This window comes from Paenibacillus sp. EKM206P, from assembly GCF_011066155.1.
Classification (GTDB): Bacteria; Bacillota; Bacilli; order Paenibacillales; family Paenibacillaceae; genus Paenibacillus; species Paenibacillus polymyxa_D.
In genome coordinates, this window is the sequence record NZ_JAAMNQ010000003.1 from 15,241 (window position 1) to 30,850 (window position 15,610).

Below are 15,610 nucleotides of genomic sequence, written 5' to 3' on the forward strand. Positions count from 1 at the left end.
AATGGATAAGATTAAATTGTTTTGTCTGCCGTATGCAGGAGGTTCTGCAGCAGTATATAAATATTGGGAACAATACTTGCATGATAGGATTGAGCTTTTCCCGATTGAGCTTGCGGGAAGAGGCAGCAGGATTGGTGAACCGTTTTACGGAAGTGTTGAGGAAGCGCTTGAAGATATACACCGTATTATCATAAGCAACCTTGAAGAACAACCTTATGCGTTGTTTGGCCACAGTATGGGCAGTGTACTTGTATATGAACTTGCCTATAGAATAAAGGAGCTCGGACATCCATATCCTGTCCATATGTTTATTTCCGGCAGATATCCTCCGGGTTTTGTAAGTAAGAAGAAGGTACTCTATGATTTGCCGGATAAGGAGTTTGTGGATGAGGTATTTAAGCTGGGAGGCACGCCCAAAGAGGTTCTGAAAAGCAATGAATTAATGGAGTTGTTTTTACCGATACTCAGAGCGGATTTTAGAATTACTGACACATACAGGCACATTGAAAAAAACGCTAAGCTTGACTGCGATATAAGTGTATTGTGGGGAAAAAGAGAAAAGGGAGCCACTATTTTTGACGTTGCAAAATGGCATGATTATACGTCCAAAAGTTGTAAAATTCATATGTTTGACGGGGATCATTTTTTTATACACGATTACAAAAAGGATGTAGCAGCAATAATAAATAGTAGTCTCATCGACTTTGCAGACAATGGTATGTGAAGACTGAAGTTTATTTAAAATTTAATATGAAATCAAGAGGCTAAGTTTTTAGGTTGACTTTAATGACCTGTAGACTTAGCCTCTTTCTAGTCTAATCAAAAATTTCAAGAAAGTAGAACCTACGTCCTATTGGAATTATTTTCATGTTTCTGTATTACCAGAATTGTAATCATTTGTTTAAGCGCTTTAATTATGGAATGAACTTGAAGTATTTGTGAAAACAAAGGGGGGAAATAGTGCTGATAAATGTTGAAAATGAGCAACACAGGAAAATATCAGAAGAAAAATACAAGGAGGTTTGAAAATGACTAGCAAAAAGTTTTCTTTTAAAGCCACATCACTTTTGGTAGTTTTAGCAGTATTCTTATCCACCTTTTGCGCAGTCTTGCCGGTGAGCGCAGCCGCTAGGGGAGCATGGGCACCAAATACTGCCTATGCAGTAAATGATACAGTAACATATAGTGGAAGTACTTATACCTGTCGTCAGGCACATACTTCCCTCGTAGGTTGGGAACCACCTATTGTTCCTGCTTTATGGGAGAAAGGCGGCAGCGGAACTACGCCACCTACAACACCGCCAACAACGCCACCAACAGGTCCTTCAGTAACAAAGCCTTCCGAAGTTCCAAGCCACATATGGACATACACAATGAATGCGGGCGATAAATTCGGTAAAGGCGGAGATTTTGCTTTATTGCTGAGTGCTGTGATCAAAAAGGAAAGCAGCTTTGGAGCAGGCTTACCAGGCAGTCCATCAGCCGGCGACGGATTGATGCAGGTAGAACCAAACACACGTAATGCTTATTTATCTCAATTCAGTTCAAAATTTGTCCCTGCTTATAATCACGGCAGTGAACAAGATCAGGTATACTTGGGCGCCCTGATTTTAAATGAAAAGATTATTAAATTCGGCAATATATATAACGGCTTATTACACTATAACGGAGGAGATTACTGGTATCCGGGAGCTACAGATTCTTATGGCCGTCCTATTCTGGCCAATCAATATGCAGATGCAGTTTACTCTACTTATAAGGGCTATGGCGGTAAGAACTAAGGTGGATTTTAAAAAAAGATAAGCAAAATCGGGCTGAAAAATGCGTTTTTTCAGCCCGATTTTTTTAGGGCCTGTACGCAAACTGTACAACTCGTAGAAATCTAGTAAAATAAGGCACATGAGACGAAGATACGAGTTAACGGATGAAGAATGGAATATAGTTGACCCCCTGTTGCCCCCAGCCCGAAAAAAACAGGGAGGACGTCCGCCCAAGGATCGGCGCCAGATGCTCAATGCCGTGCTTTGGGTTGCTCGAACGGGCACGCCATGGCGGGATTTACCGAGTTACTATGGCCCTTGGTCTTCAGCCTACAGCTTTTTCTGGCGGCTACAAAAAGCGAATATTTGGGGTGAAATACTGAAGCATGTCGCCATCGAGCCGGATTGGGAGCAGGTCATGGTCGATGCCACCATCGTCCGCGTCCATCAACATGGAGCGGGCGCAAAAGGGGGCAGGACCGGCAAGCAATCGGACGTTCGCGCGGAGGATTAACTACCAAAATTCATGCGATGGTGGATGCGCTCGGCTATCCGCTGCGTTTCGAATTGACGCCAGGACAAGACCACGATTCTGTCATCGGCTATCGCCTTCTTCATGAACTGGACTTCTGCCCGGGCGAAGTGTTGGCTGATCGCGCCTACGATACCAATGCCATTCTGGAGCTTTTGCAAAGCCGAGCGATCACTCCGGTTATCCCAAGCAAACGCAATCGGCGGGTAAAGCGCCCGTTAGATTCTGAAACGTATAAAGAGCGACACTTAATTGAATGCTTTTTCAACAAAGTAAAAAACTATCGACGCTTGGCCACTCGCTATGAAAAAACAGCGCACATGTTCATGGCTTTTTTGACGCTGCTTTCAATTCGTTTATGGCTCAAATAGGTTTGCGTACAGGCCCTAGAGAATTGTACAATTAAATTTTTGAATAAGAACAAAGAGAAGGTTCTAAAACAGGCATTCTCTCTAAAAAATATGTACAATATACTATTTGTGAAAAGTTATGTAGATACTCGAGCATTTGAAGTCCAAAGAAGAAGCGGTTATTATCAACACGACTTCGTCACTTGGATTCGTGCCACTGGCGGGTGCTGCTGTTTATAGTGCGACGAAAGCAGCGCTCCATTCCTATACGCTATCCCAACGGTACATGCTTAAAGACACATCGGTGAAAATCCTGGAAATTGCGCCGCCAGGGGTTCAAACGTATTTCAATAACGATCCGAGCTCTATGCTACTAGCATCATTCATTGATGAAACGATGAAGGTACTTGGTACGGATGCGGACGAGGTTCTAGTGGAAGAAGCGAAAGTATTTCGAAACAACCCGGGCCCGAACGAAGGTATTTTTGTGAACCAGTTAAACAATATGATGTTTGAGCCGCCAAAGGGTCATTAATCCGTTTAATACTTAGCGTATATTTTCGTTAATTATCTCAACTCGCTTTTAGAAAATCCTTGATTATCAAGGGCGTGTACATCGAAGACATGTAAACAACGTATTCGCCTTGACAATGAGCCTCGCGGCATCGGAGTCTAAACACGTGCGCCGATGCCCATAGGACACGGTTTACCTAGGGCTTGCTGAACGAATCAAAACTCCAACAGGCACAAGGGTTTAGGGCCTCTTATGTCGAAGGAAAACGGGGCAGCCCCGTGAAAAACCGTGCACTTGGAGGCGTCAGGATTGTATCAGCGAACCGAGAACCAGATGAACCTGCCCGTCGACTTTTTTCTGCCGTTCGGCGGAAAGCTCGCAGAAGATAACCGCTGGGTGCTGCTGGCCCAGATGATTCCGTGGTGGATGCTCGAAGAGAAGTATGCGAAAAACTTCAAGAAAAGCCTCAAGGGCCAAAAAGCCGTTTCGATCCGTATCGCGCTCGGCGCACTCATCATCCAGGAGCGGCTTGGCACCGATGATCGGGAGACACTTCGTCAGATTCTGGAGAACCCGTATCTGCAGTACTTCCTCAGTCTGCCGGAATATCGGTACCGCCGCCCGTTTCATCATTCTCTCATGACGCATTTCCGCAAGCGATTGGGTGGCGAAATTCTGGATGAAGTGAATGAATGGATCGCTCTGGAAGAAGCGCGCAAGTGTCAGATGATTCATCGGACGACGATGAACCTGGCAGCGGAACTGACGCAGCGTCCGGTAAGCCTTCAGAAACGCAGCCACAGCAGATGGAACTGACGAACGAGGGCGAACTGCTGCTGGACGCTACCTGCGCGCCGGCGGATATCGCCTACCCGACGGATTTGTCGTTACTGAATCAGGCCAGAGAAAAGCTGGAGAAGATCATCGACATCCTGCACGAACCGGAACGTGGAAAGACCCGCAAGCCCAGAACATACCGAGAGCGTGCCCGCAAAGCCTATCTGGCGGTTGCCAAGCAGCGGCGCGTGAAGCCGCGCGCGATACGAAAAGCGATCGGCAAGCAGCTCAGGTTCGTTTCCCGTGATCTACGCATGATCGCCGAACTCGCCGATATGACGAGCGGCCTGCCGCGGCGTTTGTACAAGGAACTGCTGGTCATTCAAGAGCTTTATTGTCAGCAGCAAACGATGTATGACAAGCGGACACACAGCATATCGGATCGGATTGTCAGTATCGCACAGCCACATGTCAGACCGATCGTGCGCGGCAAAGCCAGGGCAAACGTCGAGTTCGGAGAGAAGCTGGCGATTAGCGTGGTGAACGGCTACGCTTTCCGCGAGCATCTGTCGTGGGATAGCTACAACGAAGGGCAGACATTGCAGGACGCCGTAGAGCGTTACCGCGCCAGATTTGGTTATTATCCCAAAGCGGTGCTGGCCGACCAGATCTATCGAACCCGCGACAACTTGCGCTTCTGCAAAGAGGGAATTCGCTTAAGCGGACCGCAGTTGGGTCGTCCGTCAGCCGATCAGCAGGAGAAAAAGAAAATCGCCAAGACGGATGCAGCCGCACGCAATGCGGTGGAAGGCAAGTTCGGCGAAGGCAAGCGCAGTTATGGGTTTGGCCGTATTCGAGCACACCTTCAGACGACGAGCGAGACCGTGATCGGGCTGCAACTGCTGGTGATGAACCTCGAAAAGAGACTTCGGGTTCTCTTTTTGTCTATTTTGCAATGGCTGTGGTTGAGACTCGCGGTCCGCTTGCTCGTTCCACTGTAAAATGTGACCCGTTCAGCAAGCCCTACCTAGCAAGGTTATCCGATGCCTCTCATTGTAAAGGCACCACTACGCTGAATACGTTGTTTACAGAGTTAAGATATCCCGTAAACAAAGTAACATTATCGGTGAAATTCGTTACTTTGTTTACTATTAATAGCATGGTTTAAGCTAGTCAAGATAAAGTTAAAATGTTGGCGGATCGCCAATAGGACTAATGACAAATTGAAGGTGAAATTGCATATCGACAGCGGACACGATGCCGGGGCGATGTGGTTTGCGTACTCGACCGTCTATTCTTCACCGGACGGAAGCGGCTGGTATTCGCTCGTTATCATTGAAAAAAATGGTTTTTTTCCAATGCGCCACACGGAGCAAAAGCCAGTGCAACGATCTACAGTGTCATTGAAACAGCGAAGAAAAACGGGCTAAATCCTTCCTTTCAAGTATTTGACGGACCTGCTCGAACAGCTTCCGCAGCTTGCGAATCCGAAAGATCCGGTTGAGCTAGACGAATTGTTGCCATGGTCGCCTTCGCTCCCACTGACGTGCCGCCTATTTCAATCAAACTAAGACTAACAGGCCCTCATCTTGGGAACAAGGTGGGGGCTATTTTGCGCTTACACAACTGCTGGTGATGAACCTGAAAAGAGACTTCGGGGTCTCTTTTTGCCTCTTTTGCAATGGTTTTTGTCAAGGCTCGCCGTTCATTTGCTCGTAACATCGTAAAACATGATCCGCTAAGAAAGCCCTAATTATCAAGATTCAATGTGATGTCTGAAAAGAAAATTGAATTTACCTAAGAATGGATATAAAAAAAGAGGGAGTGAAGCCCAGCAACTATTTCATACCACTTATTATCATTTTGCTGTATATAATTCTAAGTCATGAAATTGAACCGATTTGCTGATATAATCAATTTATAGTTCTCTCAGAAAGGTCCGTGACATATTGAAACTTATTATTGCGGAAAAACCGGATCAAGGGGCGAAGTTGGCTTCACCTTTTAAACATAAAAAAACAACAAGGGTATATTGAAATCTCACCGAACGATACATTTCCAAAAGGAGCCCTAGTGACTTGGGCTGTTGGTCATGTTTGCGAATTGGTGCCTCCAGAGGAATACGATCCTAGTCTTAAGAAGTGGAGTCTAGACACTTTGCCGATATTACCCGAATAATTTAGACATCGCGTTTCTCCTTCTAAAGCCAAGCAATTTCAAGTGATTAAATCCCTTTTAATGCGTCCAGATATCAAAGAAATCGTCCATGCCGGGGATGCCGGGAGGGAAGGAGAGTACATAGTCCGCATAGCGGTTCAGCTTGTTGGAGTGAACAAACCTATGAAACGGCTATGGATATCATCGTTAACACCCAAAGCCGTCGAACAAGGTTTTATGAATTTGAAAGGTGAAGAGGATACCCGGTCCTTATATTATGAAGCCGTTAGCCGTTCTTGCGCTGATTGGCTCGTAGGAATGAATGGTTCACGGGTATATTCACTTCTGTTCCAGCGTAGAGGAATTAGAGAAGTATTCTCAACTGGGCGTGTACAAAGTCCGACATTGGCGCTAATCGTAGCACGCGAGAAAGAAATTCAGAATTTCAAACCGGAACCGTTCTGGGAATTAAAAGCCAAATTCCTAATAAATGATACTGTCTATGAAGGCACATGGTTTCGGGAGGAGCAAACACGGTTTGCAAGTCGGGATGAAGCGGAGTCCGTCAAAAGAAACTGTGAAAATAAGCTGGCATCAGTCAATGAAATTGAGAGAGAGCGAAAAGAATTTCAACCGCCACAGCTCTTTAACTTATCTTCATTGCAAGCAGTTGCCAATCAAATTTATAAATATTCGCCTCAAAATTGTTTAAATGCGCTGCAGCAGCTTTATCTGGAAGGATACATTTCCTATCCGAGATCGGATTCGGCTTATGTAACACCTGAAGAAGCCAGGCAATTTCCTGAGATTCTTTCAAAGTTAAGTCGTCAAGAATCATTCAAGGATTTCTTTCCTTTGCCCATACAATCTATTGCCAATAATAAGAGATTTGTCAATGCGGCAAAAGTAAGTGATCACTATGCGATCATTCCAACAGAAGTGATCCCCCAAATCGGACGATTGAAACCAGAAGAGCGTAATTTATACGAGCTGATTGTCAAGAGGCTGATAGCTGCGCATTATGATAAGGCTATTATTGATTATTCGCGCTTAATTACAGTCGTAGGTGATCAAGAAACATTTCTCACCAAAGGAAGACTTATTGTGCAGGAAGGTTGGCGAAAAGTTCTGTATGATTCTGATTCTCAGGAAGAATCCGAACCAGATGTATTACCTCCATTGGAGCAAGGCGACTCAGGAACAGTTGAAGAATTACTTGTAAAAGAAGGAAAAACTCAGGCTCCAAAGCGATACACCGAAGGGCAATTGATTACTTTAATGAAGACGGCTGGAAAGCATCTTGAAGACACAGAGTTAGAGAAAATTCTTGAAAAAACAGAAGGATTGGGCACGGAGGCCACGCGTGCCGGTATCATCTCAGTTCTTAAAGACCGCAAGTATATTGAGGTAAAGAAAAACATGGTTTATGCTACAAGCAAGGGGATTGTATTGATCGATGCTTTAGGCGACAACATATTAGCATCCGCAGAAATGACAGCCAAGTGGGAACAACGACTTCATGATGTCGGGCAAGGCAATGCGTCCCCGCAATCGTTTATGGAGCAGGCTAAAAGATTGTCGCAAAAAATTGTCGATGATGCAATTCGAAACTCGATGACTTGGACTTTTACAGCAAAAAGTATGGAGAGTAAAGAGCAGACTGAAAAAGCGGATAAGGTTTCTGGAGGTTTAGGTCTTGGTCCGTGTCCGAAATGCAAAGAGGATGTTATAGATAAAGGGGCGGCTTATAGTTGCTCGGCAAGGCCGCGATGCGATTTTTCATTTTCTAAAAAAGTATTGGGTAAAACCATAACAGAAACGCAGATCAAGAGGTTTTTGGGGAAAGGGAGGACAAACCTTATTAAGGGATTCAAAAAAGGTGACAAAACTTTCGAGGCCGCACTTGTCTGGAAAAAGGAAGAAGGTAGGGTCGGTTTTGAATTTAAACCGAAGTAAGGATATTATCTTGACAAGACTAGGTAAAATAATTAAATTAAACGTATGACTATGAATCATTATGCGAGATGTGACAAGAGTTGCATCGAGCTCTAGCCAGGCGGCAAAAGAGCACTTGTAAGATTTCATTACAGGATTCAATCGAGTCCCGTATGATTTCTTTTAAGTTGCTCTTTTTTTATTGAAAAGCGTGCGTCATTATGACTCAAGTACTACAACTCAAAATGTATAAATATGCATTTGATTCTATGTATCCTTTAACTGGTTTAATCCAGCTCTCTAAAAGACGAAAAAATCCCTATGCGAGGAGTGAAGTTATGAAGTTATTAGATGTCGTTGGATTAAACGGAGTAGGACATATAAAAGGTTTTTTCACAACATGCATATGCGAACTTTCCATTAAAGAAAAAAGGGAAAGTTATAGGACAGCATTTGCGCCTAACACAATCAAGGGCCAATATGTTGATGGAACAAAGGAAAGTCAAGTTTCCCCAGATGGCTATACTCTAGATATTGCTTATATGTCCCGGCCGGGAAATGATGAGAAACAATTGGATTTAATTTTTGATTACCAAAATAATGTAAAAATGTACCCGGAGTTTCAACAGTATCTCCGTGAATATCAGCCGCCCTTGCTAGCAGTCTGGGGTGAAAATGATGTTTCCTTTATTCCGGCTGGTGCTGAGGCTTTTAAGAAAGATTTACCTAAAGCCGAGATTCATTTATTAGATACTGGGCACTTTGCATTGGAAACACATGCATATGAAAATGGAGAACTAATGTTGGATTTTTTAGGAAAACAATAGAATTTGAAGATTCAAAAGTTGGTAAATCCCGGATGGTTTCTACCGTCATTTCTTGTTATAGGAATTGATTTTTTTAATGTTAACTAGGATTTATGTTCATATTAATTGATGTATTGAGAGGTAAATTGAATTTAGAAGGGTGACAGGTCAGTCTCATGGAGAATTCAGGAGCTAAAAATGCGAAATTGTTTAATTCCACAAAGACCATGATCGGTGGTTTAGTTATGCTCATTATTGCAATGGGAATCGGACGTTTTTCATATACTTCCATACTTCCATTGATGCAATCACAAGCTCATCTATCCGCTACGGAATCCGGATATTTGGCAGGGAGTAATAACTTGGGTTACCTTATCGCTGCCTTTGGTGCAGGTTTCATAACCTGGGGATCCCGAAGAGCCTATCACTACTTCTTGCCACTTTAGTGCTTGTTGTTGCTGCTATAATATTGCTATCCGGTGCAGTCATTTCAAGTCAAAAAGGAGCGATAGGAAATTTAAACCATGCTCGTATTCATCCTAATCAAGAGCTTAGTTAGATCCTGGGTAATTTACATTGGAACCAGATACAAATGGAATTGGTGAATTAATTTTGAATTAACCGTTAGATATATAAATTGATTCCTTTATTGGAGGAATAGAAATGCAAATAGGTTTTTTGATTCTGGTATTGGAGGCATTACTGTATTGTATGATACATTAAAAGTTTTACCTAATGAAGATTATATGTATTACGCAGATACAATAAATGTTCCATATGGGCACAAAACGAAAGATGAAGTTAAAAAGTATGTTTTAGATGCTATAGAAATTATTAGCCAGCAAAAAGTAAAAGCGATAGTGATTGCTTGTAATACTGCCACAAGCGCAGCAATCGAAGAAATAAGGGCAAAATACAGTATTCAAATCATTGGTATGGAGCCTGCCGTAAAACCAGCTGTTAAAACAAAAAAAATATAGATAAACGAGTTTTAGTAACTGCTACTGCTTTGACGCGTGCTCTTAAAATTCGATACCCGATTTTTCAAGCGCCGATGGCTGGTGGCGTTTCGACGCCCGAATTAGTAGAGGCTGTTTCAAATGCCGGTGGGCTAGGCAACCTAGGGGGCGGATACTTAACACCGGAGCAGCTCCGTAGCGAGATCCAAAAGATCAAGCAACGAACGGACCAGCCTTTTGGAGTAAACTTGTTTGTGCCTGAGCAATCAGAAGATTCGGAAGAAGCAATTTACCGGATGACAGATTATCTGAATAAATACCGCATCAAACTTGGCACGGCTCAAAATCCATCTCTTATGAAGTTTTCAGAATCATTTGAGGAGCAGCTACAGGTAGTGTTGGAGGAGCGTGTACCTGTATTTAGTTTCACTTTTGGCGTACCATCCCAAGACGTGATCCAAACCATGAAACAGCATGGAATATTCATCATTGGAACTGCAACAACTGTTGATGAAGCCAAGCAATTGGAAGCAGCTGGCGCAGATGCAATTGTGGCTCAAGGGAGCGAAGCAGGCGGGCATAGGGGGACCTTCATGAAAGACCCTTCCCATGCTTTGATAGGCACTATGGCTATTGTTCCGCAGATCGTTGACCATGTGTCGATCCCGGTCATCGCAGCAGGAGGAATCATGGATGGGCGTGGACTTGTAGCAAGCCTTACATTAGGAGCCGCCGCAGTACAGATGGGCACTGCGTTTCTAGCCTGCCCCGAGAGCGGCGCCCATGAAACGTACAACCAGAAAATCCTCTCGTCAAATGAGGACTCCACTGAAATTACACGTGCTTACTCTGGAAGAGCTTCAAGAGGCATTCAAACAAAATTTATGATTGACATGCATCAGTACCCCGGAACAATCCCGACTTACCCCATTCAAAACGCGATGACCCGGGACATTCGTCAGGCAGCTGCAAAAGCGAACGACCCCGAGTATATGTCACTTTGGGCGGGCCAAGGTCTTCGGTTAGCAGGCGACCAACCTGCCGCTTCAATTGTAAAACAAACCATTGATCAAGCCAGTGTTCTTGTCCGGAAATTTTCTTTTATTTAGAATGGGTGATAATAAATAGGGAAAAATAATTTTCATTAAAGGGAGGAAGTTAAAATGCCATTACTTCGTTTTGATCTTATTAAAGGACGAGATAAAGCAAGCCTGAAAAAACTTTTGGATGTTGCTCACCAAGTTGTTGTGGAAGCTTTTGACGTTCCAGAGCGAGATCGTTACCAAATCATTCACGAACACCCGGCGGACCATATGATTATTGAGGATACTGGGCCAGGATTTAACCGTACCGATAGTCTAGTTATTCTCTCCATAATAAGCAAAGCCCGGCCAAAAGAGAAGAAACAAAAGCTCTATTCCTTGCTGGCTGAAAGGTTAGAAGCTGAATGCGGCATCGCACCAACCGATTTAATGGTATCTATTGTTGAAAATAATGATGATGATTGGAGTTTTGGACTGGGGGAGGCACAATTTTTGACCGGTAAGTTAAGCTGATTCAATGCTAGTCGTTTCGATCTTAATCGGTAATATCTCTAATTCTAATCGCCCTTCAACTGGCCTGGTAGGCTAGTTGAAGGGCGATTTCCATGAGGTTTGGTATTGAGATGGTAAAATAGGCTTATGGATGGTCCAAAATTACAATTACATCCAATCATTCTGATGTGTAACAACCCAATTCATAGTAAGTATTATTGTTGTAATCAAAGCTTTTAATCACGTCAAGACCAAGCTTTTTGGTGTGGGCAGCGTATGATCTGTGATTGATGTGGTTTATAAAAGTTATCAATATCGGATATTTTTTACTCATTTGCATTCTGGAAAAATCAAAAACCTTTCGGAGTACTACCGTCCCCCTGTAATCCATATCAATGCAAATTGGCCCATACTGATAAGTGTTTTCAGTAGAAAGCGTAGTTCCCTTATATTCTGTATCTTTCAAATCGTCAATCATAAATTGAAAAAAAGGCCACTTAGCCCAATACTTCCATGAGGCAGCCATCACATAAGCAACAATCTTCTGGTCATGACATGCAATTGTAATTCCATTTTCTTTTTCAATTAATTCCTTAAATTGTTCTTCTGTAAATAAGGTTGTTACGAAGCCATCAGGTTTGTCTTTTTCACTAATGGTTGTAATGTGATATTTTTTTTGTAATTCCACTATAGCAGATATATCATCAACAGTAGCGTTTCTATAAATCATTGTTATCCTCCTATATGAAATGAGCTTAAAAAAACTTTACTTCAGCATTCGACATATTGCAACCATTTTAAGTTGTAGGTTTTTGCGAGAGGAAGGCTACACTATGATCAGGAGAGCGTTAACAGGGGGAGAGCGACTGGAATTTCTATTATCCTACCTGTCTTACAAGGGAACATTGGAAAAGTTTTTTAACAATTTTCCCAGGAGGGAGAGGATTTTCAGATCGACCCACTGCAGATTAGTGTAGCCCCTGACGAATAAGCAAATGGAGTTAGTTATTAGATCGCGGCGGGTAAAAGAAAATAAAGTTTTAGACTGACGATGCTTCATTAAGCTAACGGGCAAAATTTCAATGCTAAGTGTATAATTTAGAAGACGTAAAGAATCTAATTTGGAGGCTTCTATGATTAGAGATCGTTGGTTTACAGTGCAACGGATTGATGATAATACATGCGCAATTAGTGAATACGGACATTGGGAGAAAGTACATTCATTTTTATTATTGGGAGATCAAGAAGGGGTATTAATTGATACAGGGCTTGGGATTGATAGTATCAAAAGAATAACAGAGCAGTTGACATCTTTACCTCTAAAAGTTATTACGACACATGTCCACACTGACCACATAGGTAACCATGGCGAATTTGAACGGATCTTTGTCCATAAAGGAGATGAAGACTGGCTAATTAACGGGATTCAAGGCTTAACAATAGAGCAAATCAGGAAGAATATTAGAAGAGATATAACCTTGCCTACTCCAGAAAGGTTTAATCCGGATACATACCAACCCTTTAAAGGAAAGCCGACAGGTTTGTTGAAGGATGGTGATATATTCGATCTAGGGGACAGAAGATTAATTATATATCACACTCCAGGACATTCTCCTGGCCATATTTCAGTTTTCGATGAAACAAAAGGGTATTTATTTACTGGCGATCTGCTCTATGATGAAGTGCCAATATATGCCTTTTATCCTTCAACGAACCCTGTTGATTTAGTGAATTCATTAGAAAAGATTGCAAGAATACCCAACGTCAAAATGGTATACGGTTCTCACAATACATTAGGACTTAATCCAATAATTTTAGATGAAGTAAAAATTGCAGTTAAATTTCTGAGGGAACATGATCTCGTCAAATTTGGAACTGGGATTCATAAATTCAACGGATTTAGTGTTCAGTTCTAATAATCTTGTCAAACTAACGGGAAACGTTAGCTCAATAAAATAGCGACAGTCTAGGACTTTATTTCGTGTTATTAGGTCAATCAGAGATTTCTGGTTGGCCTTTTTTCTTAGGCATCATATGATGGCGGTAGCCGAGAGAACGTTGACTTTATTGGGGCGGGCCCCGTCGTGAAAACAGTTCTCTAACTGCCCTCAATGACCATGTTTGAGCTGGTTGAGACAGGGATCTCGTATCACAAGCGAAGCTATGGGGGAACCATCGTGGGAGTGGCCGCAACTTTAATATTAGGGAGTGTGTTATGGAGCCGGTTGTAGGATTAGATGTGGATTAGTTTCCTATTTTAATACGCGAGGAGTGCAAGCATTTTATAATCAATCCACTTCAAACTAAATGTGCGAGAAACACGCAACTGCGAAAAGTAAAAACCAACACTGCAGATGTCAAAAGATTGAATTTATCAATAAATAGGCAAAATGAATAAAGTCCCTGGACTCTTAATGCGATGTGCATGCGGATCGGGGACTTATCATGTGAAATACTCAATATAAGCGGTTTGCTTAATTTTTGAAAAAAACACTTAAAAACACTTAACAAAAAGCGTTAAATTGCTTATAATGAATATAGGGAAAGGGGGAGGGATTATATTCACCAAGAGGAACGACTTTTGAAAATTTTGGAGTATCTCCAAAGCCGTAACCAATTATCAAATTCGGAAATTTGCGATTTATTGAACATCTCGAGAGATACGGCAAGAAGGGATATTATTAAGCTTGTTCATGAAGGGGGGGTTATCAGAACCCATGGAGGTATTGCCTTACCCTTATTAAAAGAAGAAATAAGAGCCTACAAGGAACGTGTAACCTCAGCAACAAAGCAAAAGATGCTTATTGCAAAAGCAGCTTCTGAGCATATCGCTGACGGAGATGTATGCTTCATGGATGTATCGACTACCATTCAACTGCTCTGTGGGCAATTGGACAAGAATCTGACGGTTTACACACACTCGTTGGATAATGCAGAAGCTTTATCAGCAAAAAGTGAAATTAACATAAATTTGCTCGGGGGCAAATTTAATCATGAAAACCGTTTTTTTTATGACTACGACACGGCTATGCAGTTGAACGATGTTTTTTTTGACAAAGCTTTTTTAGGAGCTGCCGCCATTATGGAAGACGGAGTGTATTTTGCGAACCGTGATGATGCTTTAGTTAAAAAGCTGGTATCGAGGCGTGCCAGAGAAGTATTTTTACTTGCCGATTTCAAAAAATTTAATTTAACAAGCCCGTTTAAAGGTCTGAATTTTTCCGAAATTGATATTCTAATTACAAATCAGGATGCCCCGAAGCATTCATTGCTGATGTTGCAGGATAGCGGAGTAGAAGTTATCAAGGTGCTTGAGGAAGAAAAGTGATAAAAAATCGCAAGGGAGCATGGGCCATGATACAAGCAATCTTTAGCGATATTGACGGGACGTTGTTAAATTCAAAACATCAAATTACATTCGACACCAAAAATACAATCCAAAAGGTTGTGGGAGGAAATATCCCTTTTGTACTCGTTTCAGCGAGAATGCCAAGCAGCATTTTTCCTCTTCAGCAAGAGCTCAATATTAACGCTCCCGTCATTTGTTATAGCGGTGGTCTAATATTGGGCTGTAATAGGGAAATCCTCCATAGCATCTGTTTATCGAAAAAGAGCATTAAACAAATATACGATATTGTATCGGATCATTATCCTTCTATTAGTTTTAACTTATATGGCTATGACCAGTGGATCGTTGATAACACTCAAAATCCTTGGGTAATTCAGGAAGCGGGAATTATTAATGGCTCTCCCATACAGAGGGTGCTTTCCTCATATATAGAAGAAGATCATGATACTCACAAAATTTTATGCATGGGACCTCCCGAAGACGTTGAGCGGCTTGTACAACAAATCAAAAATGAAGTTACTGGTATCAGTGTCTATAAATCCAAGGGAACCTATCTGGAAATTATGGATGAGATGGTGTCCAAATCGTATGCTATTCAGGAACTCGAGGGGATATTTAATATTACTTATCGTGAATCGATGGCCATTGGAGACAACTATAATGACATGGATATGATTTTGTACGCAGGCCTAGGAATTGCAATGGGGAATGCGCCAGAGGAAGTTAAGAAAATTGCCGACTGGGTCACATCGAGTAATGATGAAGACGGTTTGAAAATAGGCTTGGAGAAATACATTTTGTCCGTTTGAAATGATCCAGTGACATTGGATATCCAAACACCAAAAAAATGTAGGCATTAGAAATAGAACAGAGGGGGACACATAACCCTGAGGATACTGAGTTTATATCTCCTCGGTCTGCGAGTGACGAGAACGG

At 42.3% G+C, this 15,610-nt stretch carries 11 protein-coding genes and 6 pseudogenes; 16 read left to right on the forward strand and 1 reads right to left on the reverse strand.

Features of this window, described 5'->3' with window-relative positions; genetic code table 11:
* Position 1: 1 nt before the first annotated feature.
* From G9G53_RS06815 to G9G53_RS06870, 13 genes and pseudogenes are all read left to right on the forward strand, one after another.
* Positions 2-724, forward strand: a complete 723-nt coding sequence (locus G9G53_RS06815) for a thioesterase II family protein (protein WP_025721395.1) — start codon at positions 2-4, stop codon at positions 722-724.
* A gap of 304 nt (positions 725-1,028) precedes the next feature.
* On the forward strand, positions 1,029-1,781 hold the full coding sequence (locus G9G53_RS06820) for a carbohydrate-binding protein (RefSeq protein WP_029515254.1): 753 nt from the start codon (positions 1,029-1,031) through the stop codon (positions 1,779-1,781).
* 148 nt (positions 1,782-1,929) lie between these two features.
* Positions 1,930-2,660: pseudogene (locus G9G53_RS06825) on the forward strand (IS5 family transposase); the annotation flags it as partial.
* Positions 2,661-2,790: 130 nt separating this feature from the next.
* A pseudogene (locus tag G9G53_RS06830) lies at positions 2,791-3,177 on the forward strand (SDR family NAD(P)-dependent oxidoreductase); the annotation flags it as partial.
* Between the two features lie 288 nt (positions 3,178-3,465).
* Positions 3,466-4,934 (forward strand): annotated as a pseudogene (locus G9G53_RS06835) (IS5 family transposase).
* 222 nt (positions 4,935-5,156) lie between these two features.
* Positions 5,157-5,363, forward strand: a complete 207-nt coding sequence (locus G9G53_RS06840) for a hypothetical protein (protein ID WP_080771912.1) — start codon at positions 5,157-5,159, stop codon at positions 5,361-5,363.
* Positions 5,273-5,504 (forward strand): annotated as a pseudogene (locus G9G53_RS26345) (transposase domain-containing protein); the annotation flags it as partial. The gene G9G53_RS06840 and the pseudogene G9G53_RS26345, both read left to right, overlap by 91 nt.
* A 378-nt stretch (positions 5,505-5,882) precedes the next feature.
* A pseudogene (locus G9G53_RS06845) lies at positions 5,883-8,046 on the forward strand (DNA topoisomerase III).
* A gap of 317 nt (positions 8,047-8,363) precedes the next feature.
* Entirely contained in the window at positions 8,364-8,852 is a 489-nt protein-coding gene (locus tag G9G53_RS06850; RefSeq protein ID WP_029515246.1) for an alpha/beta fold hydrolase, read from the forward strand.
* Between the two features lie 239 nt (positions 8,853-9,091).
* Entirely contained in the window at positions 9,092-9,277 is a 186-nt protein-coding gene (locus G9G53_RS26350; RefSeq protein ID WP_256026094.1) for a YbfB/YjiJ family MFS transporter, read from the forward strand.
* A 243-nt stretch (positions 9,278-9,520) separates the two neighbouring features.
* Positions 9,521-9,846: pseudogene (locus G9G53_RS06860) on the forward strand (aspartate/glutamate racemase family protein); the annotation flags it as partial.
* Positions 9,841-10,899, forward strand: a complete 1,059-nt coding sequence (locus G9G53_RS06865) for an NAD(P)H-dependent flavin oxidoreductase (RefSeq protein ID WP_185156342.1) — start codon at positions 9,841-9,843, stop codon at positions 10,897-10,899. The pseudogene G9G53_RS06860 and the gene G9G53_RS06865, both read left to right, overlap by 6 nt.
* A 54-nt stretch (positions 10,900-10,953) precedes the next feature.
* Complete coding sequence (locus tag G9G53_RS06870; RefSeq protein ID WP_165146418.1) at positions 10,954-11,346, forward strand: tautomerase family protein; 393 nt, start codon at positions 10,954-10,956, stop codon at positions 11,344-11,346.
* A gap of 157 nt (positions 11,347-11,503) precedes the next feature.
* On the opposite strand, the gene G9G53_RS06875 is transcribed toward G9G53_RS06870, so the two are convergent.
* Entirely contained in the window at positions 11,504-12,055 is a 552-nt protein-coding gene (locus tag G9G53_RS06875) for a GNAT family acetyltransferase (protein ID WP_029515242.1), read from the reverse strand.
* A gap of 403 nt (positions 12,056-12,458) precedes the next feature.
* Between G9G53_RS06875 and G9G53_RS06880 the strand changes: the two genes are divergently transcribed.
* From G9G53_RS06880 to G9G53_RS06890, 3 genes are all read left to right on the forward strand, one after another.
* Entirely contained in the window at positions 12,459-13,241 is a 783-nt protein-coding gene (locus G9G53_RS06880; protein ID WP_029515240.1) for an MBL fold metallo-hydrolase, read from the forward strand.
* A 665-nt stretch (positions 13,242-13,906) separates the two neighbouring features.
* Entirely contained in the window at positions 13,907-14,653 is a 747-nt protein-coding gene (locus tag G9G53_RS06885) for a DeoR/GlpR family DNA-binding transcription regulator (RefSeq protein ID WP_049816870.1), read from the forward strand.
* Positions 14,654-14,679: 26 nt separating this feature from the next.
* Positions 14,680-15,483 (forward strand): Cof-type HAD-IIB family hydrolase, encoded by an 804-nt coding sequence (locus G9G53_RS06890; RefSeq protein WP_049816871.1) that lies wholly within the window; start codon positions 14,680-14,682, stop codon positions 15,481-15,483.
* The last annotated feature ends 127 nt before the right edge of the window (positions 15,484-15,610 follow it).

What these genes read in the sequence shown, in the direction of transcription:
- G9G53_RS06815 (WP_025721395.1), top strand. Translation starts at nt 2, where the DNA reads ATGGATAAGATTAAATTGTTTTGTCTGCCGTATGCAGGAGGTTCTGCA.
- G9G53_RS06820 (WP_029515254.1), top strand. Translation starts at nt 1,029, where the DNA reads ATGACTAGCAAAAAGTTTTCTTTTAAAGCCACATCACTTTTGGTAGTT.
- G9G53_RS06850 (WP_029515246.1), top strand. Translation starts at nt 8,364, where the DNA reads ATGAAGTTATTAGATGTCGTTGGATTAAACGGAGTAGGACATATAAAA.
- G9G53_RS26350 (WP_256026094.1), top strand. Translation starts at nt 9,092, where the DNA reads ATGGGAATCGGACGTTTTTCATATACTTCCATACTTCCATTGATGCAA.
- G9G53_RS06870 (WP_165146418.1), top strand. Translation starts at nt 10,954, where the DNA reads ATGCCATTACTTCGTTTTGATCTTATTAAAGGACGAGATAAAGCAAGC.
- G9G53_RS06875 (WP_029515242.1), bottom strand. Translation starts at nt 12,055, where the DNA reads ATGATTTATAGAAACGCTACTGTTGATGATATATCTGCTATAGTGGAA.
- G9G53_RS06880 (WP_029515240.1), top strand. Translation starts at nt 12,459, where the DNA reads ATGATTAGAGATCGTTGGTTTACAGTGCAACGGATTGATGATAATACA.
- G9G53_RS06890 (WP_049816871.1), top strand. Translation starts at nt 14,680, where the DNA reads ATGATACAAGCAATCTTTAGCGATATTGACGGGACGTTGTTAAATTCA.